The 19,835-nt window shown below is 69.9% G+C and carries 16 protein-coding genes and 1 pseudogene; 8 read left to right on the top strand and 9 right to left on the bottom strand.

Annotation, left to right across the window (positions count from 1 at the left end; all coding sequences use genetic code 11):
* Positions 1 to 558: pseudogene (locus VJ655_RS04735) on the top strand (acyl-CoA synthetase); the annotation flags it as partial.
* A gap of 229 nt (positions 559 to 787) precedes the next feature.
* Here the strand turns inward: VJ655_RS04735 and VJ655_RS04730 are convergent.
* Both VJ655_RS04730 and VJ655_RS04725 read right to left on the bottom strand, forming a co-directional pair.
* Positions 788 to 3,205, bottom strand: a complete 2,418-nt coding sequence (locus VJ655_RS04730; protein WP_324109912.1) for a M20/M25/M40 family metallo-hydrolase — start codon at positions 3,203 to 3,205, stop codon at positions 788 to 790.
* Positions 3,206 to 3,398: 193 nt separating this feature from the next.
* A complete protein-coding gene (locus VJ655_RS04725; protein WP_324109911.1) occupies positions 3,399 to 5,915 on the bottom strand; it encodes a TonB-dependent receptor in 2,517 nt (838 codons plus the stop codon).
* A gap of 245 nt (positions 5,916 to 6,160) precedes the next feature.
* Here VJ655_RS04725 and VJ655_RS04720 point away from each other — a divergent pair, with 245 nt between their 5' ends.
* Positions 6,161 to 7,609: a protein adenylyltransferase SelO gene (locus VJ655_RS04720; RefSeq protein ID WP_422653152.1), complete on the top strand. Its 1,449-nt coding sequence runs from the start codon at positions 6,161 to 6,163 to the stop codon at positions 7,607 to 7,609.
* Positions 7,610 to 7,699: 90 nt separating this feature from the next.
* Positions 7,700 to 7,825, top strand: a complete 126-nt coding sequence (locus VJ655_RS04715) for a hypothetical protein (protein ID WP_099581400.1) — start codon at positions 7,700 to 7,702, stop codon at positions 7,823 to 7,825.
* 109 nt (positions 7,826 to 7,934) lie between these two features.
* Here VJ655_RS04715 and VJ655_RS04710 read toward each other — a convergent pair whose 3' ends face one another.
* From VJ655_RS04710 to VJ655_RS04685, 6 genes are all read right to left on the bottom strand, one after another.
* Positions 7,935 to 8,711, bottom strand: coding sequence for a polysaccharide deacetylase family protein (locus tag VJ655_RS04710; protein WP_324109910.1), 777 nt, complete (start codon positions 8,709 to 8,711; stop codon positions 7,935 to 7,937).
* Between the two features lie 13 nt (positions 8,712 to 8,724).
* Entirely contained in the window at positions 8,725 to 9,558 is an 834-nt protein-coding gene (locus tag VJ655_RS04705; RefSeq protein ID WP_324109909.1) for a glycosyltransferase family 2 protein, read from the bottom strand.
* A 122-nt stretch (positions 9,559 to 9,680) separates the two neighbouring features.
* Entirely contained in the window at positions 9,681 to 12,059 is a 2,379-nt protein-coding gene (locus VJ655_RS04700; protein WP_324109908.1) for a TonB-dependent receptor, read from the bottom strand.
* Between the two features lie 45 nt (positions 12,060 to 12,104).
* Positions 12,105 to 13,082 (bottom strand): FecR family protein, encoded by a 978-nt coding sequence (locus VJ655_RS04695; protein ID WP_324109907.1) that lies wholly within the window; start codon positions 13,080 to 13,082, stop codon positions 12,105 to 12,107.
* Positions 13,083 to 13,167: 85 nt separating this feature from the next.
* Positions 13,168 to 13,737 carry an RNA polymerase sigma factor gene (locus tag VJ655_RS04690; RefSeq protein ID WP_324109906.1) on the bottom strand — a complete coding sequence of 190 codons (570 nt, stop codon included), beginning with the start codon at positions 13,735 to 13,737 and terminating at the stop codon, positions 13,168 to 13,170.
* Between the two features lie 170 nt (positions 13,738 to 13,907).
* Positions 13,908 to 15,155, bottom strand: a complete 1,248-nt coding sequence (locus VJ655_RS04685; RefSeq protein WP_324109905.1) for a winged helix-turn-helix domain-containing protein — start codon at positions 15,153 to 15,155, stop codon at positions 13,908 to 13,910.
* Positions 15,156 to 15,275: 120 nt separating this feature from the next.
* Between VJ655_RS04685 and VJ655_RS04680 the strand changes: the two genes are divergently transcribed.
* A complete protein-coding gene (locus tag VJ655_RS04680; RefSeq protein ID WP_324109904.1) occupies positions 15,276 to 16,118 on the top strand; it encodes an aldose 1-epimerase in 843 nt (280 codons plus the stop codon).
* Positions 16,119 to 16,261: 143 nt separating this feature from the next.
* On the opposite strand, the gene VJ655_RS04675 is transcribed toward VJ655_RS04680, so the two are convergent.
* Entirely contained in the window at positions 16,262 to 17,557 is a 1,296-nt protein-coding gene (locus VJ655_RS04675; protein ID WP_324109903.1) for a lytic murein transglycosylase, read from the bottom strand.
* A gap of 207 nt (positions 17,558 to 17,764) precedes the next feature.
* Between VJ655_RS04675 and ykgO the strand changes: the two genes are divergently transcribed.
* The 4 genes from ykgO (at position 17,765) to VJ655_RS04655 (ending at position 19,777) form a co-directional block, all read left to right on the top strand.
* Positions 17,765 to 17,890, top strand: a complete 126-nt coding sequence (gene ykgO / locus VJ655_RS04670) for a type B 50S ribosomal protein L36 (RefSeq protein ID WP_004616427.1) — start codon at positions 17,765 to 17,767, stop codon at positions 17,888 to 17,890.
* The gene (locus tag VJ655_RS04665) at positions 17,890 to 18,510 is read left to right on the top strand and encodes an HAD family phosphatase (protein WP_324109902.1); all 621 of its coding nucleotides are present in this window, start codon (positions 17,890 to 17,892) and stop codon (positions 18,508 to 18,510) included. Before ykgO ends, VJ655_RS04665 begins: the two co-directional genes overlap by 1 nt.
* Positions 18,511 to 18,533: 23 nt before the next feature.
* Complete coding sequence (locus VJ655_RS04660) at positions 18,534 to 19,409, top strand: NAD(P)-dependent oxidoreductase (protein ID WP_324109901.1); 876 nt, start codon at positions 18,534 to 18,536, stop codon at positions 19,407 to 19,409.
* A 98-nt stretch (positions 19,410 to 19,507) separates the two neighbouring features.
* Positions 19,508 to 19,777 (top strand): DUF2312 domain-containing protein, encoded by a 270-nt coding sequence (locus VJ655_RS04655; protein WP_324109900.1) that lies wholly within the window; start codon positions 19,508 to 19,510, stop codon positions 19,775 to 19,777.
* Positions 19,778 to 19,835: the final 58 nt, after the last annotated feature.

Raw genomic sequence — 19,835 nt, 5'->3', positions numbered from 1 at the left:
GGCTACCACAAGGACCCGGAGAAGACGGCGGCGGCCTTCGACGAGGAGGGCTTCTACCGGCTGGGCGACGCGGCGCGCTTCGTCGATCCGGACGATCCGGCCAAGGGCCTGGTGTTCGACGGCCGGGTGACCGAGGACTTCAAGCTGGATACCGGCACCTGGGTCAGCGTCGGGGTGCTGCGGCCCGACATCGTCGCCGCCTGCAGCCCCTACATCCAGGACGCGGTGATCACCGGCCAGGACAAGCCGTTCATCGGCGCCATGCTGTGGCCTTCGCCGGCGGGCCTCGCGGCCCTGGTCGCCGATCCGGGGCCGGGGACGCCGCTGGACAAGCTGGTGGCGATCGTGGGAGCGCGGCTCTCGGCCTTCAACGCCGGGGCCGGCGGCTCCTCGCGGCGGGTGGCGCGCTTCACCATCCTGACCGAACCGCCCTCGATCGACGCGGGCGAAATCACCGACAAGGGCTACGTCAACCAGCGCGCGACTCTGGAGCGGCGCGCCGACCGGGTGGCGGCGCTGTACGCGAAGGAACCGGGGGACGGGGTGTTCGGGGTCTGAGGCCCTGACCGCCGGGCCAAGCCAAAGCCATCTCTAAACGCCGCCTTCCTCGCCCTTGTGGCGAGGGACCCATGGTGCGGCCTGGCGGCGCGATGAAGAGCGGGGCTCCGCCAGCGTGGGCGAGCGCTGGTCGGAAGCGGCGCCGGCTGACCGATGGGCCCCAGGCACGAGGCCTGGGGAGGCGGGATGTTTTGCGGGTGGCGAAGCCGTAAAGGCGGCTAGCCGAATCTCACCACCCCATCCCGCCCCGCACCAGCACCGCGGTCTTGTCCGACATGCCAAAGGCCATCAGCCCGGCCGGCTTGGGCGGCGGGGCCTTGGCCAGGGTCGGCCAGCCGTCGTGATATTCCAGCGCCGCGACCTCGACCTTGCCGGAACCCTGGGTCGTGAAGCTGAGGGTGACGCCGTTCGGATCGGGCGCGTGGTAGGTCAGGCTCGACCACTCGCCGGCCTGGGTCTCGAGATCGATCGGCCGGCCGTTGAGGCGCGGCTGGCTGAGCGGGGCGCTGGGGCGCAGGCGGATGCTGACCAGCTCCGCGCCCGGGGCCGGGATCAGGCGCACCAGCAGGCGGTCGTCGGCGCGGTCGACGGTCAGTTGCGGCGCCTCGACCGGCGCGGGCCGGGTCTCGGACATCCAGGTCGGCTGGCTCCAGAACGGCGGCAGGGTCTGCTTGGCCGGGGACGAGCCGCCGTCGTCGGGCAGGGCGGCCTTGGTCCAGGCGTCCAGGCGCGGCTGGTCGGCCACGCGCCAAGCCTTGCCGGTCGAGAGGTCGGCCACGTGCAGGGCGCGGGTCGCCGCCGGCCGCTCGGCGTCGCCGCCCAGCTGGCCGGCGGCGGCGATCAGGCCTCCGCCGGCCAGGGCGAGCACGGTGGCCGCGCGCCAGGCCCAGCGGGTGGCGGCGAAGTCGTGGGTCAGCGGCGACAGGGCCGGGGCGGCCAGCATGGCGAACAAGGCCAGGATCGCCGGCTCCATCAGGCCGACGCCGGCGAAGGTCCACGCGCCCCAGGCGGTCAGCTGGGCCAGCGACAGCGCCGCCAGGACGCCGACCGCCAGCGTCAGGGCCATGGCCACGCGCTTGTCCCGCGTCCCGCCGACGCCGATGACCAGGGCCGCGCCCAGGGCCGCGATCAGCAGCGGCCAGGTCAGCATCACCGTGGCGCCGGGGACGGTGACCTGGGCGGCGGTGGCCAGCGCCAGCAGCACGATCAGTCCGCCGATCCAGACGCCCAGCGCCTCGGTCTTGAAGCCCAGGGCCAGGGCGGCCAGCACGGCGGCGCCGATCCCCAGGCCCAGGCCGACCGGATCGAAGCCTCCGATCAGGCTGCACGCGCCGCCCAGGGTCAGGGCGACCACGCAGGGGATGATCCGGCCGGCGCCGCGCGCCAGGGCCGTGGCCACGGCGAGGCCGGCGGCGATCGCCAGCAGGCCCGCGCCCCATAGCAGCCAGTCGAAGCGCGGCAGCAGGCCGTAGAGCCTTTGCCCGTCGCCGATCGCCAGCAGGCGGCCGGCCAGGTGCAGCACGAGGGCCGCGGTGGTCGCCAGCAGCAGCAGGCCCGCCGCGCCGCGGGCGATCTCCCAGCCGCTGGCCGCGCCCAGGCTCAGGGTGCGCCAGGCGGTGAACAGGATCAGCGCCGCGGCCAGGCCCAATAGCGCCCAGCCGGCGACCGGCGGATAGCTGACCATGAACAGGCCCAGCACGTCGGAATAGATGGCGTTGGGCGTCTTGGCCGGCAGCTGCGCGGCGTCGGCCAGGGCGCGGATGGTCGGCAGGGCCTGGTCGCCGACATGCTGCAGGCTTCCGCGCTCCAGATGATCGGGCCGGGCCAGGGGCGTGTGATAGGCCAGCTGGTCGTCGATGAACGCCAGGTTCAGCCCGGGCAGGCCGCGCTTCACCGCGTGGGTGAAGTCGGTGTCGTTCGGCATCCGCTCATAGACCGCCGAGGCCAGCGAATTGGCCGACGGGCCCTTGGCCGATCGGGCGAAGACTCCGATCAGCGCGCCGTTGCCCGGACCGGTCTGGAACATGGCCGCCCGTCCGGCGTCGCCGCGCGCTTCCATGTTCACCACCAGGCCAACGCGCTCCAGCGTCGGGTCGCGGGCGAAGAAGGCGTCCGCGCCCAGCAGGCCCGGCTCCTCGGCGTCGGTGAACAGGAAGATGACGTCGCGCAGGCGAGGGCCGCCGGCTTTCAGCGCCCGGGCGATCTCCAGCGCCGCGGCGACGCCGGCCGCGTCGTCGGCGGCGCCCGGCGAGTTGGGGACCGAGTCATAGTGGCTCATGACCAGAATGGCCGGCAGGTCGCGATCGGTTCCGGGCAGGACGCCGACCAGGTTCTGGACCGAGGCCACGGTTAGCGCGCGGCCGTCCTCGCCGCCGGCGCGGAAGCCCTCGCCGGGGCGCACGGAGACCTCGAGGCCCAGTTCGCCGATCCGAGCCAGCAGGTGGTCGCGCACCTTGGCGATCTGGGCCGAGCCGGTCGGGTGCGGGGCCTGGGCGATGGCGGTCACGTCGGCCATGGCCCGCTCGGCCGAGAACGCGGCGGGCGGGGCGGCGGCGGAGACCGGGGCGGGCGGGCGCAGGCTCCAGGCGCCCAAGGCCAGGCCGATCACGAGGCAGATCCAGATCGCGAGGAAGCGGACCGTCTTCATGGGCGTGGTCTCCCGGCTCGAACGAATACCCCCGCGCCATGCTGAGGTGATGCGCCCGGATCCGAAACCCCCCGAAGTGGAAAAGCTGAAATTGAAAAGCGGAAACGGAAAAGGGCGACCCGACGCCGGATCGCCCTTCCCCTCTTCTGAAAGCCGGCGAGGCCTTGCGGGCTTCGCCGGTTCCCCCTCCCAGTTAGAACTTGGATCGCAGGGTCACGCCGTAGGTGCGCGGCGCGCCGAGGAACGCGTTGTAGGTGATGGTGTCCAGCGCCGCGTTGTAGGTGGGCTGCGTCGCCGACAGGCCCGAGGAGCCCTGCAGGGTGCCGTTGAAGGCGACCTGATAGTACTTCTCGTTGAACAGGTTCTGGCCCCACAGTTCGACGGTCCAGCGATCGTCGGCCGAGCCCAGGGCCACACGGCCGTTCACGACGGTGAAGGCCTTCTGCACCTTCGGCGGGAACAGGTCCGAGCCCGTGTTGTAGGCGGACGAGTACTTGGCGCCGATGTTGAAGCGGGCCTTCAGGTTGTCGCCGACCGGGGTCTCGTAGGTCAACGAGCCCGAGGCCGAGTACTTCGGCGCCAGGGACATGCGGCTGCCCGGCAGCAGGGCCAGGGCGTTGCCCGGGTCGTTCGGGATCGGCTGGTCGCCGTACTTGGTCAGGGCGTAGGTGAAGCCGCTCTGGACCATCAGGCCATGGATCGGGGTGAACCACAGGAAGTCGGCGTCGACGCCCTTGGACTTCACTTCCGGGATCGAGCGGACCACGAACGAGGTGCCCAGGAAGGTGTTCAGCTGGAAGTCGGTGAACTTCTGATAGAAGCCGCTGACGTTGAAGAGCACCGTGCGGTTGAACAGGGTGTTCTTGATGCCGAGCTCGTAGCTGTCGACGAATTCCGCCGGGAACGAGGTGTCGTAGATCGGCGTCACGCCCGACGTGCCCGAGGGCAGGCCGTTCGACGACTGGGTGCGGTCCAGGTTGTAGCCGCCGCCCTTGTAGCCGCGGGCGAACGAGGCGTAGGTGAAGACCTCCGGCGAGAAGCGGTACGAGGCCTTGAGCGTGCCGCTCCATTCCTTGTCCGACCGCGTCTGGTGGGTGCCGCGACCGTTGAACAGCGGGTTGGCCCAGGGCAGGCAGAGGTTGCCGATGATGGTCGGGGTGGCCGCCGCGCCGACGATGCTGGCGATGCGGGCCTGACCGGCGGGCGACAGGGCCGTGCCGCAGGCGATCCCGCCGTCGGTGTTGGTCTGGAAGGTGTCGAGCTTCTTTTCTTCCGACGTGTAGCGCAGGCCGGCGGTGATCTCGAACGCGTCGGTCACGTGCCAGGTGTCGTTGGTGAACAGCGCGATCGTGGTGGCGCGCTGGTCGTAGCGGTCGAGCAGGCCCTTGCCGCCCACGAACGAGGTGTTCGGCGCGCGGTTCAGCAGCAGGCCGACGAAGTTGGCCAGGCCCGCCGGATTGGCGGCCGAGCGCGACAGCAGCCGGCCCAGGTACTGCTCGTAGTCATTGCCGAACAGGAAGTTGGCGCGGGTCGCCAGGCGCTCGTCGGCCAGGAAGGCGCCGAACAGCCAGTCGAACTTGTCGGTCTTGCCGGCCAGTCGCAGTTCCTGGGTATAGGTGCGGAACTCCGAATAGTTGGTGCCATCCTTGTTGCGATAGACCAGGTCGGCGGTCGAGAAATCGGCGTCCTGACCGTTGTCGGTGCGCCAGTTGCGGATGGCCGAGATGCTGGTCAGCGTGCCCCAGTCGAAGTCGATGTCGCCCTGCAGCGAAACGCCCTTGTCCTCGATCTTGGCCGGCGCGCCGCGGTTGGAATAGGCCACGCGGTTGAACGGATCGGCCGTCATCGCCAGAGGCGTCGCCTGGCCCGAGACCAGGGCCAGGATGCCGGCCGTGGGGCCGGTGCGGATCTGCACGGCGCCGCAGCAGTTCTCGTCGCGGCGGCTGTAGTCGGCGATCACGCGGAACGTGGCCCGGTCGTCGGGCACGAACAGCAGCTGGCCGCGGACGGTGTAGAAGTTCTGGTCGGCGTCCTGGTCGCGATCGGACGGACCCTTGCCGTTGATCACGTCATTGTAGCCGTCGCGCTTGCGGGCGGCGACATAGAGGCGGCCAGCCAGCTTGTCTTCGTACAACGGGCCGGTGACCGAGGCCGACGCGCCCTTGGCGCCGTAGTTGCCGAAGGTCAGCTCGCCGTTGGCGCCGAACCCGAACTCGGGCTCCTTGGTGACCACGTTGATGACGCCGGCCGAGGTGTTCTTGCCGAACAGGGTGCCTTGCGGCCCCTTCAGCACCTCGATGCGCTCCATTTCGCCCAGGTCGCCGAAGCCGACGCCGTTACGGGGGCGATAGACGCCGTCGATGACGACGCCGACCGAGCTTTCCAGGCCGGGGTTGTCGCCGACGGTGCCGACGCCGCGCACGCGGGCGGTGGTCGAGGCTTCCGACGAGGTCGAGGTCACGGTCAGGCCGGGGGTCAGGATCGTCAGGTCCTTGATGTCCTTGACGCCCGTGTCCTGCAGCAGCTTGGCGCCGACGGCGGTGACCACCACCGGCACATCCTGCAGGTTCTGTTCCCGTTTCTGGGCGGTGACGATGATGCTGTCGACGGTTTGAGTGTCGCTCGTCTGAGCCTGGGCGGCGCTCGAGGCGCCAAGACCGGCGAGGACAACAGCGGACGCAGTGCCGCAAAGCACCTGGGTGAAGCGCATTTCCTACCTCGGTTCGTTGGCCGAGAACGCTTGCCCGCCCCCGGCTTGTTTTTCGTTGTTCCGATCGAACGATTGTTCGAATGGATGGCCAAGGGTTAGGCGCCGACCCCCGTCTCGGCAAGCAAAATCCCTTGTCGTGAAAGGTTCTGGCGCGTTCTGTTGCCGGGAAGCGACAGCGTTCTTTGAGCGTTATCAAAATTCGAACGGGGGTTGCATGGTCGCCGGCCCGGGCTCATCTGGCGACCATGCCTCTTGCGCCCCCCTATCGCCCCGACCCGCGCTTTCAGCTCCTGGGCCGCGATTTCGCCGATCCCGTCGAGGCGGCTGACTTTCCCCAGACGATCCTCCGCTTCCGGAACGATCGCGCCGCGTCGTCGGTGGGGCTGGACGGTTTGGGCGAGGCCGAATGGCTCGCGCACTTCGGGCGCTTTACGCCCTTGCCCGACAATCAGTCCGTTCCCTTGGCCATGCGCTACCACGGTCATCAGTTCCGGGTTTACAACCCCGACCTCGGAGACGGGCGCGGCTTCCTGTTCGCCCAGCTGCGCGAGGCCGGAAGCGGCCGCCTGCTGGACCTGGCCACCAAGGGCTCGGGCCAGACGCCGTGGTCGCGCGCGGGCGATGGTCGCCTGACCCTGAAGGGCGGGGTGCGCGAGATCCTGGCGGCCAGCCAGCTGGAAGCCCTGGGCGTCCCGACTTCGCGGGCCTTCTCCCTTGTCGAGACCGGCGAGGCCTTGACCCGGGGAGACGAGCCCAGCCCGACCCGCTCGGCGGTGCTGACCCGGCTATCGCACAGCCACATCCGCTTCGGCACGTTCCAGCGCCTGGCCTATTTCGACCGCCGCGACCTGATCGGCGTCCTGGTCGACCACGTGGTCGAGACCTACTACCCGCATCTGGCCGACGCGCCCGATCGTCCGGCGGCGCTGCTGGAGGCGGTGGTCGGGGCCAGCGCCCGCCTGTTGGCGCGCTGGATGGCCGCCGGCTTCGTGCACGGCGTGCTGAACACCGACAACATGGTCGTGACCGGCGAGAGCTTCGACTACGGCCCCTGGCGCTTCCTGCCGCGCAACGATCCGAACTTCGTGGCCGCCTATTTCGACCAGTCGGGCCTCTACAGCTTCGGCCGCCAGCCGGAGACGGTGTTCTGGAACCTGCAGCAGCTGGCCGCCTGCCTGACCCTGGTCGGCGAGCAGGCCGGGCTGCTCTCGGCGCTGAACGGCTTTTCGGACGCCTATAGGACGGCCTTGCGCGAAGCCATGTTGGACCGTCTGGGCGTTGCGAGCCGGGGGGCCGAGCAGGACGTCGAGCTGGTCAACGCCGCCTTCCGCGCCTTGGCCGAGGGCGGCGAGGCGTTGCGCTGGGAGCCCTTCTTCTTCGACTGGTTCGGCGGCGAGGCCTCGGAGGCGCGGGCCCTGGCCGGCCCACGCGCGGCGCTCTACGACACCGAGGCTTTCGGGACGTTCCGCGCCCATCTGGGCGGCTACGAGCCCGATCGTCCAGAGCGCCTGGCCGATCCGATCTTCCAGCGTCCCGAGCCCGAGGAACTGCTGATCGATGAGGTCGAGGCGCTGTGGGCGCCGATCGCGGAGGCCGACGACTGGGGCGCGCTATACGCCAAGCTCGGCCGGATCGAGGCGGCCCGCACGGCCTACGCTCTGGGCGGCGCGCGCGGCAAAAAAGCCGCGTTCTGAATTTTTCCGTTCGCGCCCGGAACAATCGTCAAGGTTCCGTCTTACAGTTCCGGCACAGTGCCACCGACGAACGCCGCGTGGAGATTCCCAATGCGCATCTTCCAACCGATCATGCTGGTCTGCGCCGTAGCCATGTCGTTCGTGGGCGCCCTGGGCATCCCGGGCTGCGCCCGCGCCATCGGCGAGTGCTTGCGCGACCGTCCGGAACTGGCCTAGAGCATTTCACGACCTGACTGCGTCGGCCGTGAGCTCTAGTCTTTTGTTTAGCGCATTTTTCTTCACGCGAACCGGGACCACTTCGCTCGAAAAATGCTCTAGAGCCTGTTCAGGCGCTGAGGGCCGTGGGCTCGCGGAGCTTGGCGTTCGCCAGGTCCCGACGGGCGCGGACCGGAAACACCGCCAGGAATTGTTCCAGGAACCGCCACGTGGCGCGATCGTGATCCAGGTGATGGGTCAGGAGGCCGATCGGCTCGTTCCATCGGCCCGAGGCGCGGCGCTCGGCCATCATACGGCGTAGCCGCGACAGGAACCGCCAGCTTCCCCGGAACCGGCCGCCGCCCTTCCAGCGCAGAACGTCGAGGTGGGCGTCCAGGCGGAAGAGCCCCTCATGCGTCCCCATGGGCTGCTCGAAGGCCGAGACGGCGCGGATCGGCGAGTCGGCCAGGGCCTCCAGCATCTGCGGCGCCAGGTTGTTCCATGGCGGCACGAACAGCGTCGGCTGGGCGCCGGCGCGATGAAACGTCATCACCGCCGCCCGAAGTTGGGCTCGCACCCACGCGACGTCGTCTTCGGCGACGACCTCGCCATAGGCTCGGCCCGGCGGCTGGCGATTGACGTGCGTGAACCCATGAACCGCGATCTCGGCGCCTGGCTCGCCCTCCAGGCGGCGGACCAGCGCCGGCAGATGAGGGCCGGCGATCGCCGCCAGGGTCAGCGGCGCGTCGTGACGGCGCGAGAGGTCCAGCAATCGCTCCAGCGCCTCGGTCGGCGCGCGCGCGTCGTCGTCGCGCCACCACAGGACGGGCGCGCGGCCTGCCCGGGCCCAGCGCCGGAGCTCCTGGTCCAGGATCAGGCGAAAGACGAGAGGCGCTGAGGGCGGCATCGGCGGCGAGGACCTACTGGCCGGCGGCCTCGACGCGGCGCAGCGGCAGGGCGGCCGGCGCGGGGCTGGAAACCTCGGCTCCGCGGGCGCGGTTGCGCAGGATCTCGCGGGCCCGCAGGTTCGAGAGGATTGGATAGAGCGCCGCCATCAGCGAGATCAGGAAGCCCAGGTCGCCCTCGCGATAGCCCTTGCGCGAGACGTAGCATTTGAAGAACCGACGGAGGCCTCGGAAGGTGTCGTCGGCCAGTCCCTTGATCTTGCCGCTGTCGGCCAGGTCCTGGGCGCGCAGGGCGGTATAGCGCGAGAGACGGGCGAGCATGTCGCCGATGTCCTCGTCCACCATGTGTCGCAGGGGCTGGGTCAGACGGCCGCCGTACGTGCCCTCCAGCTTGGCGCCGGGGTGCACGCGCTCGGACTTCCACGACTTGACGTCGCGACGGAACAGGCGCGCGGCCGAGGAGGTGCCGAAGGAGCCGCCCCAGCCATGGCGGACCAGTTGCTCGCCGACATAGTTGTCGATCGGAATCTGGTACCAGTCGGCGGCGTCGGCGCGCGCGATGGTCTCGCGCACTTCCCGCGCGAAGGCCGGGGTGACGCCCTCGTCGGCGTCCAGCTCCAGGATCCAGTCGCCGGAGCAGCGGGCCAGGCCCGCGTGCTTGCGGGGCCCTTCGATCGGAAAGATGCCCGAGACGACGCGGGCGCCGTACTGGCGGGCCACGGCCTCGGTGCCGTCGCTGCAGCGGTCGGCGACCACCACGATCTCGTCGCAGAACGACAGAGCCGCCAGGCAGGCGGGCAAGCGTTGCTCTTCGTTGTGCGCGCAGACCAGCGCCGAAAGCTTCGTCATCACTCGAATCCCTGATCGAGCGACCACGCCCCGCGATCGCCCTCGAGGTGATGACGCCGCCAGGGAAGGCGGCCCCCCGTCCCGGGCTCAGGAAATGTGTAAGCTTTGCAACAAGGCCGCGCTCAGAAATTGGCCGACAGGGCCAGGCTCCAGGTGCGCGGGCGCTGCGGCGTCACCTGGCGGACCTGGCCGAAACTGAACGGGTTGCCATAGGCGAAGGTGTCGCTGGAGCTGTTCCACGGGTTGCTGACGAACAGGGCCGCGCGCCAGCGGTCGGTCATCACCTGGGCCGACAGCTTGCCGGTGTAGTAGCCCCCCATCGACGGCGAGTAGCGCGGGTCGAAGGTCAGGCGCGAGCGGCCGATGTAGCCGGTCTCGGCCGTCAGCATCAGAGAGGCGGCGGCGGTGATCGGGCGCTGATAGGTGACGAGGCTGCCGAACGAGACGTCGGGGACGCCGGGCAGACTGGCGCTGTCGCTGATGCCGTAGCCGGGCGCGATGCGGGTCAGCTTGGGCTCGTTGAACAGGGCGTTGCCGCTGACCGTCAGGTGGGAGGTGGCCCGCCAGGCGGCCTCGATCTCCACGCCGCGGTTGCGACCGTCGCCGATATTGGCGGTGTAGGACAGGCCCGAGGCGAAGTACTGGTCGGTCTGGATGTTGCGCCAGTTGTCGTAGAACAGCGCCGCCCGCAGGTTCATCCGGCCTCCGAACGGATTCAGAGTCGCGCCGATCTCGTAGTTGCGCAGGTGGTCGGGACGGAAGGTGCGGCGGGTTTCGTTGGGCGTCACCAGGCCGCCGGAATTGAAGCCGCCGGCGCGATAGCCCTCGGAGGTCAGGGCGTAGATCAGCCCGCCGCCGGCCAGGTCGCGCTGCACCGAGAGCTTGGGCGAGACGCCGCTGAACGAGGCGGTCCGGTCCATGTCGCGCGAGACGCCTGGCGATGGCGCCAGGACATAGGAACGCGTGTGGACCGTGGTCCGGAACGTCCGTCCGCCCAGGGCGACCTTCCAGCCCGCGCCGAGGTCGTAGGTGGCCTCGCCATACAGGGCGTATTCGTTCAGCCGGTCCTTGCGATCCTCGTCGTAGTAGCTGCGGGTGACGGCGCCGGTGCGGGCGCGCAGCTCGGCGTCGCTCTCCTCGATGCTGGTGGCCGTGAACAGGCCCACCAGCCAGCGCAGCCGACCGCGTTCGGGCCCGGTGTAGAGGGCGTCCTCCACGACCATGCGCACGCGGGAGGCTTCGTCGTAGAGGCCCAGCTCGATCGCTTCCTCGGAAAACTGGGTCAGGGACAGGGTCGCGTCGTAGCGGCTGGCGAACCTGTGGGCGACATAGCCGGTGACCGACTCGAACCGGCCCCAGTCGCCCGAGCCGCTGATCTTCAGGGAGGTCTGGCCCAGGCGGTTGCGGTGGGTCTCGCGCACCTGGTTGGCGCGGCGTGGCCCGCCGGGGGCCAGGGTGACGTACTGGGTGTCCTTGGACGAGACGCTCTGGCCCGCCACGCCCAGCCGGACCTGCCACTGGCCCAGGTCGGCGCGCCAGGCGACACGGCCGCCGCGGCGCGTGGTCCGGTCGACATTGGACAGGCGCAGGTTCACGTCGTCCAGATAGCCGCCGTCGACGTCATGATAGATCGCCGCCCGCAGCGCCGAGCCCTGGCTGGTCGGCACGTTGACGACGCCCTCGAAACGATAGCTGGACGAGCCCGAATCCGTCTGGGCGACGGTCGCGCCGACGGAGGCGCCATAGACGCCCAACTCCGGCGCGTGGGTGACGATGCGGTAGATGCCGCTCAGCGACCCGCCGCCATAGAGGGCTCCCTGCGGACCGCGCAGCACCTCGACCCGGGTGACGTCGATCAGGCGCAGGTCGGGATCGGGGGCGTTGTAGTTGACCGGCACGTCGTCGAGATAGGTGCCGACCGTCGACTGGGTGCGGCCGGTGAAGGTGCCGTCCGAGAGGCCCCGCAGCAGGATCTTGTTGCGCGCCGCGCCCAGGTTGGTGGTGATGAACCCGGCCGTCTGCCGGGCGACGGACGCCGTCTCCCCGACGCCGGTGTCCTGCAACTGCGGCGAGCCGATGATGCTGACGCCGCCGGGCAGGCTGCCCAGGCGCGGCGGGCGCTTGCCGGCGGTGATGACCAGCGGGGCCAGCGGCGCGACAGGCTCGGGCGTCGCGACGGCGGCCGTGCGGAGCGTCACCGCCGGGCGAGGGGCGGGGGCGGCCCTGGCGGGCGAGAACCGGATCGTATGCGCGTCGACGAAGACGTAGCTGCAGCCCTTGCCGGCGATGGCCCGGTCAAGCGCGTCCTTGAGGGTGAAGGGACCGACCAGCGGCGCGCCGGAACCCTTGCAGGCCTCGACGCCGCCGAGGCTCACGCCCATGCGGACGCCCAGCTCGATCAGGGTCTCGGAGGCGGTTGGCTTGCGGATGTCCAGGCGCGTTCGCGCTTCGGCGGCGGCTGCGCCGCGCCCGCTGAAGCCTAGTCCCAAGGCGCCAGCCACGAAAAGAAGAAGGGCCCGTCTCAGGGTCGGGCCCGCTGGCGCGCGCTAGTTCGAAGCGGACGGCCTTCCGCGCAGGACAATGGCATCATCGGTCGGCTTCGCCGAAATCGGCATCAGGCTGGTCAGGCGGCGAACCATCGCATCCTGTCCATCCACGATCAATACGCCGGAAAACCGAAGGTTGGCGGTATTTTCTCCTTCGAGGCGAAGCGGCCGCTCGAAGTAGTGGTTCATGTCGCTGACGATCCGGCCCAGCGGCTGGTCCCGATAGATCAGCCGGCCCGAGCGCCAGCCGACCTGATCTTCGGCCGCGACGGCGCGGACCGAGACGTCCGAGGCGCCCTCGACATGCTCCAGCATCTGGCCTGGGCGCAGGCGGATCGGCGTGTCCTGGCCGTCGGTCGACACCTCGACCAGGCCGCGCAGCACGGTGACGCTGAGCTGACCGTCGCGGCGGCGCACGTCGAAGCGGGTGCCCACCACCCGCACCGTCTCGTCGCCGGCGGTGATCAGGAACGGGCGGGCGCTGTCGTGGGCCACGTCGAACAGGGCCTGGCCTTCGTGGACGGTCACGCGGCGCGCGTCCTTTTCCAGTCGGACGGACAGGTGCGAGTCGGTGTTCAGGTCGATGTGGCTGCCATCGGCCAGCTGGATGGCGCGGTTCTCGCCCTTGGCGGTGGTGTAGAGCGTGTCCGGCTGAGGGACGAGCTCGCCCCACGGCGCGACGACGATGGCGATGGCCGTCGCGGCGGCGGCCACGCCCAGACCGCCCAGCCAACGCCAGTCGATCGTGAACATCCGCTTCGCCGCGACGCGCCTGGGTTCGGCCAATTCCCCCCGGACGGCCGGACCCCGCTGGAAGATCTCCTCGTCGACGGCCTGGATGGCGTCATACGCCTCCTGCGCGCCCGGCTCGGAAAGCCAGGCGTCGAACGCCAGCCAGTCGGTCTCTTCGACCTCCGGCCGCTGCAGTCGGGTCAGCCAATCGGCCGCCTCTTGCAGATGCTGCGCTGACCGGCTCATCCGGCGTTGCTCCGACGAGGACCCATCATCCCCCTGGAATTCGACGTCGCGACGATGCTCCGCCCTCCATCTGACTGTGCATAAATCAACGCAGTCGCCTCGTCAGGGTCTTTAAGGCGGCGCTGATGTGCTTTTCCACCGTGCTGACGCTGATGCCCATGCGGCGGGCGGTCTCGGCGTGGCTGAGGCCGTCCAGCTTGTGCAGCTGGAAGGCGTGGCGGGTCTTCTCCGGCAGGTCGTCGACCGCCTCGACGAGCGCCTTGAGGCGCTGGCGGGCGGCGACCACCTCGTCGGCGGAGGGATCGTCGGCGACCTCGTGGCCGGCCAGTATGGTAGTGTTGATCTCGCGCCAATCACTGTCGCGGACGCCGGCCCGCTTCTGGCTGCGCAGGCGATCCAGCATCAGGTTCGAACCGATCCGGTGCAGCAGGGCCGACGGATTGTCGACCGGCGCGGTCGCGTCCATGGCGGTCAGACGCAGATAGAGATCCTGCACGAGATCCTCGGCCTCGGCGCGGGAGCCCAGGCGCGCGGCGAAGAAACGAACCAGATTGGCCCGCTTTTCCGCATACAGGATCAACAGCGCGGCCTTGTCCGCGCCCGTCACGTTCAAGAGATCACCCGGTCCGATCACCACCCCTGGAAGGCGGAGCAATATCCATCTTTTGGGCCGAAAGACGATCGTTTGTTGCAGACGCCGAAACTTCGCGCGACGCGGTCGGACCGGGGCTGACGGCGGCGGGGGGAGGCGCGCCGAGCGCGAAAACGACGAAGCTCGTGGCGCTTTGGCCCCATTGCGGGTTCGCCGGCGCCGGGTCCGCCGTGTCAGGTTTCGGTTTCGTGTGGCGAAATGTCGCGGCCAGGGCGCGCCGTGGGGGGCGTCAGCGCCGCCAGATCGGGCGCGAGGCCGCCGGTGGCTCCCACCTCGACGCCGCCCAGGCCCAGCCAGCGCGCCATGGTCTCGAGCTCGTCGGCCAGAAGTTCGGCCGTGCGCGGATTGGCGTCCGGTTCGGCGTGCGCGGCCAGCACCATGAGGCGGCCAGCCTTGCGGTCGGCCTTGAGGTCGACGCGGGCCGTGATCGCCTCGTTCTGCAGGAACGGCAGTACGTAATAGCCGTGCTCGCGCTTGTGGGCCGGGGTGTAGATCTCCAACCGCACCCGCACGCCGAACAGCCGCTCGGTCCGTTCGCGGAACCAGATCAGGTTGTCGAACGGTGAGAGCAGGGCCTGGGCCTTGATCGCGCGCGGACGGCGAGTCTCGGGCCAGAGATAGGCGGGCTGATCCCAGCCCTTCACGCTCACCGGCGTCAGGACGCCGTCCTCGACCAGTTCGGCCACGCCCCGGCGGGCGTCGGCCAGGCCGAGCCGGAAGTAGTCGCGCAGGTCTCGCTCGGTCGCCACGCCCATGGCGCGGGCGGCGGTGGCCAGCAGGCTCCGGCAGGCCTCGGCGCGGTCGGGTGTCGGGGTGTTCAGAATCGCCGCCGGCAGCACCCGCTCGGGCAGGTCGTAGACCCGCTCGAAGCTGCCGCGCCGCGTGGCGGTGGTCAGGCGGCCGGTCCAGAACAGGCACTCCATCGCGTGTTTGGCCTCGCTCCAGCCCCACCAGCCGCCTTCGCCGCGCGCGCCCAGCTCCAGCGCCGAGGCGGGCAGCGGGCCGCGCTGGCGCACGGCGTCGAGCGCCTGGTCGATGAAGTCGCCGTGGCTGTTCAGGAACGACGCCACGCCCTTCCAGACGCCGACGCCCTCGGCCGCGTCCTGCATCCGCCAGCGCAGCAGAGGATGGATCCACAGCGGCGTCAGAGAGGCCTCGTGCGCCCAGTACTCGGCCAGGGCCGGTCGCCGGCCCCAGGCGAGGTCCTCCAGCGTCGTCCGGTCGTAGGGTCCGAGGCGGGAGAAGAACGGCAGGTAGTGCGAGCGCGAGACGACGTTGACGGAATCGATCTGGACGACGCCCAGGGTCTCGATCGTCGTGAGCAGGTGGCGCTTGCCGGGCTTGGCCGGGCGCGGACGCCCGAAGCCCTGGGCCGCGAGGGCGATGCGCCGGGCTTCCTTCGCCGAGAGGGTTTCGACCATGGCCCCAATTGAGCTTGGGCGGGCGCCCGGCGCAAGACCATGAGAGCGCTACCATCGGACTTGGCCCAAGGGTCGAATGATCCTACCGATGCGCCTTCACGCGTGTTTCGGAGCCTTTGCATGACCGCCATCGAAAAGGGCCAGGCCCGCCTGAGTTTCGTTCCCGAGGTCGGCGGCGCGGTGGCGAGCTTCACGGTGGCCGGCCGCGACGTGCTGCGGCCCGCGGCGCCGGGCGTGACCGACGCCCTGGCCACGGCCTGCTTCCCGCTGGTCCCGTTCTGCAACCGCATCCCGCATGGCCGGTTCGCGTTCGAGGGACGGAGCGTCGTCCTGCCGCCCAACCTGGCTGGTCACCCGCACCCTCTGCACGGCCAAGGCTGGCGCGCGGCCTGGACGCTCGAACGGGCGGCCGGCGGCGAGGCGCTGCTGTCCTATGATCACGCGCCGGACGCCTGGCCCTGGGCCTATCGCGCCGAGCAGCGCTTCGTCCTCGGCGAGGCCAGCTTCCGGGCCGAGCTGACGGTCATCAACACCGGCGAGAAGGCGATGCCGGCGGGCCTGGGCTTCCATCCCTATTTCCCGCGTCGTCCGGGCGAGACCCTGACGGCGACCAACGACGGCGTCTGGCTGATCGACACCGAGGTCCTGCCGACTCTCCACCATCCGGGACCTTGGGAAGCCGATTGGGCGGCCGGCGCGCCGATCGAGGGTCATGGGCTGATCGACCACTGCTATACCGGCTGGGACCAGCGGGCGACGCTCCGCGCGCCTGGCGGCCCCGACACGGTGGTCACCGCCTCGCCCGACTGCCGCTGGCTGCACGTCTATGTCCCGCCGGGCGAGGACTTCCTGTGCGTCGAACCCTGCGCCAGCCGCCCCAACCCGTTCGGCGAAGGCGAGACGGGGATGGCGGTGTTGAAGCCCGGAGAGCGCCGGTCGATCTGGATGGAGGTGCGTACCTAAACCCCTCTCTCATAGAGAGAGGGAGGGGCCCGCCGCGTAGCGGTGGGAGGGTGAGAGGTTGCGAGGTTTGACGGCGTGGCGGCGCTCAGTCGGGCGCTATAACCCCTCACCCCAACCCTCTCCCTATGGGAGAGGGAGCTTTTCTACGGGCTAATCCCCGCCTGGGCCTTGAGCCGGGCGACCATGTCGCTCGACAGATAGCCGTCGGCCGGCAGCTGCTGGCTCTGCTGCCAGGCGCGCAGGGCCTTGCGGGTGCCCGCGCCGATCACCCCGTCCGCCGGTCCCGGGCTGAAGCCGACGCGCGCCAGGGCGATCTGGGCGGCCATGCGGTCGGACAAGGACAAGGCCGTCTCCACCGGCCATGGCGTGACCAGCGGTCCGCCTCCGGCGAAGCGGTCGGCCAGCAGGCCGATGCCCAGGGCGTAGGCGGTCGAGTTGTTGTAGGCGCGGATCGCGAAATGGTTCGGCAGGGCCAGGAAGGCCGGACCCGCCGCGCCCGCCGGAAGAATCAGCCCCGCCGGCTGGGCCGCGTCGGCGGCCGTCCAGGGCAGGCCGTCGGCCCGGCGCACGCCCTTGGCCTCCCACCAGGCGGGAATCTCTCGCGGCCCCTCGGCCAGCGAATAGTCGAAGCCGGCCGGCAGGATGACCTCATTGGCCCAGCCCACGCCGGGCTTCCAGCCGCCCTTGACCAGCAGGTTGGCGGCCGAGGCCAGGGAGTCGGCGTCCGAGCCCCAGATGTCGCGCTTGCCGTCGCCGTCGAAGTCGACGGCCGTCGTGCGGTAGTTGCTGGGGATGAACTGGGTCTGGCCCATGGCGCCGGCCCAGGAGCCCTTCAGCTGGTCGCGGGTCACCTCGCCGGAATCGATGATCTTCAGGGCGGCGATCAGCTCGCCCTCGGCCCAGGCGCGGCGGCGACCGTCGGCGGCCAGGCTGGCCATCGAGCGGACGACGTCGAACCGGCCCTGCAGCTGGCCGAACGCCGACTCCATGGCCCAGACGGCCAGCAGGATGTCGCGCGGCACGCCGTAGCGGGCCTCGATCTGCGGCAGATAGGCCAACTGCTCGCGCTTGGCCCGACCGATGGCGATGCGGTCGTCGCTGACCACGCCGGCGATATAGGTCCCGATCGGCTTGGAGAATTCAGGCTGACGGCCGTCCAGGCTGATGACCTTGGGATCGGGCGTCAGGCCCGAAAGCTCGCGGTCCAGCAGTTCGGCCGAGAGCCCGGCCGCCATGGCCCGGCCGCGGAAATCCTTCAGCCAGGCGTCGAACGCCAACTCCTCCGCCGGAGCGGGCGGGAGCGTCGCCGGCGGCGTCTCGGGCGGCTGGGCCTGTTGCGGGGGCGCGGGGGTGTGCGGCAGGGGGGCGGGGCGGTAGGTCGAGGTCTCCGCGCAGCCAGCGAGAAACAGAACCAGAAAGACGCGACGATCAAGGGCCATGCGAGGAAGCTACCGGCGTTCGAACAAAAGCTTCAACCACAAGCGCGCGGTGCCCGGGAAGTTCCCTCAAACGCGCGTCAGAGCCTTGGAGCGCATTGACTCGCGAGCCCGTCCTGCTTATACGCACCGCCTCCGAAACACCCGGATGTTCCGGCCGTCATCTTGTGCGCGCCCGAACCTCTCCGCTGAGTACAGACAGAGACGGTCATGAAGGTTCGTAGCTCGCTGAAGTCGCTGAAGGGTCGCCACCGCGACTGCAAGATGGTCCGCCGCAAGGGCGTCATCTACATCATCAACAAGACCGACCCGCGCTTCAAGGCCAAGCAGGGCTGATGACGGCTGCCGTACGTCCCAGAGCCGTTCTCTGGGATGTTGGCAATGTCATCGTGCGCTGGGATCCCCGCGCACTGTACGCGAAGATCTTCAGGGAACCGGCCGATCTCGACCGGTTCCTTTCGCATGTCTGCACCGCCGATTGGCATGTCGAGCACGACAAGGGCGTCGACTTCGCCGAGAACGCCGCGCCGCTGATCGCGCGCTTTCCCGAGCATGAGGCGCGGATCCGCGCCTGGGACGAGCGGTTCGACGAGATGCTGTCGGGCCCCATCCCCGAGACCGCCGCCGTCATCGAGGCCCTGGCCGCCCGCGACACGCCGCAGTTCGCCCTGACCAACATGCCCCAGAGCAAGTGGCCCGCGGTGCAGGCGATCTCGCCCGCCCACTTCGGCCTGTTTCGCGATGCGATCGTCTCGGGCGACGAGAAGGTGATCAAACCCGACCGCCGCATCTACGAGATCGTGCTGGAGCGGACGGGCCTTGCGGCCGGCGACCTGCTGTTCATCGACGACAGCGCCACCAACATCGCCGCGGCCATGGACATCGGCTTCCATACGCACCACTTCACGGATCCGGCGCGACTGCGCGCCGCGGTCGAGCGGCACGGCCTGCTCTGACCTCCGGATTCGGGAGGATCGTCATGAACGTCGGATTTGTCGGCCTGGGCGCCATGGGCGCGGCCATGGTGCGCAACCTGCTCGCCAAGGGCGTCGAGGTGACGGTGTGGAACCGCTCCCGCGCCGTGGTCGACGACCTGGCGGCCGAGGGCGCGACGCCGGCCGCCGACATCGACCAGGCCTTCGCCGCCGATATCGTGCTGTCGATGCTGGCCCACGACCAGGCCATGCGCGAAGTGCTGGTCGACAGCGGCGCCCTGGCCCGCGCCCGCAAGGGGCTGGTGCACGTCAACCTCGCCACCATCTCGACCGCCCTGGCCGGCGACCTCGCCACGCTGCACGCCGAGCTGGACCTCGGCTATGTCGCCGCGCCGGTGTTCGGCCGTCCGCCGGTGGCCCAGGCGGGCGGGCTGAACGTCCTGGCCGCCGGCGCGCCGGACGCGGTGGCGACCGCCATGCCGGTGCTGGAGATGCTGGCCGCCAAGGTCTGGCCGCTGGGCGAGGATCCGGTGCGCGCCAACGCCCTGAAGCTGGCCGGCAACTTCATGATCGTCTCGGCGATCGAGAGCATGGGCGAGGCCGTGGCGCTGGGCGAGGCCTATGGCGTCCCCGCGCCCGAGCTGCTGGACATGCTGTCGAGCACCCTGTTCGCCGCGCCGATCTACAAGATCTACGGCGCCATGATCGCCGAGCGCCGCTACAGCCCGCCGGGCTTCGCCGCCGAGCTGGGCCTGAAGGATGTGCGCCTGGTGCTGGACGCCGCCGAGGCCAAGGGGCTGTCCATGCCGCTCGCGGACTTGGCCGAGGCCAGCCTGGAGAGCCTGTTGGGCGGCGAGGACAAGAACCTCGACCTGGCGGCCCTGGCCGAAGTGGCGCGGGCCCGGGTGGAAGGAAGGTGAGGAAGGTCGTGGACGAGCGCTGAATCGCGCTTCCCAGGGGCGCGGCTTCGAACTAGGTTCCGCGCCTCCGATTTCCAGCCTTTCCGCGAGATGCCCGCATGGCCGACGACGCCATTCCCCACGCCGACGTTCTCAACTCGACCGCCCAGAACCAGCTGAAGTCGATCATCGACCGCGTCGAGCGGCTCGAGGTCGAGAAGGCCGAGATCATGGAGCAGATCAAGGAAGTCTACGCCGAGGCCAAGGGCAACGGCTTCGACGTCAAGGTGCTCAAGAAGGTCGTGCGCATCCGCAAGCAGGACCGCGCAAAGCGCCAGGAAGAAGACGCGATCCTCGACCTGTATCTGTCGGCCATCGGCGAGATCTGACGTTCCGTAAATCCTCCCCCCAGCGGGGGAGGTGGTCCGAAGGACCGGAGGGGGAAGT

It is taken from the genome of Caulobacter sp. (genome assembly GCF_035254145.1).
In the GTDB taxonomy this organism is placed as follows: Bacteria; Pseudomonadota; Alphaproteobacteria; order Caulobacterales; family Caulobacteraceae; genus Caulobacter.
This window is presented reverse-complemented; position numbering and strand designations above follow the sequence as displayed.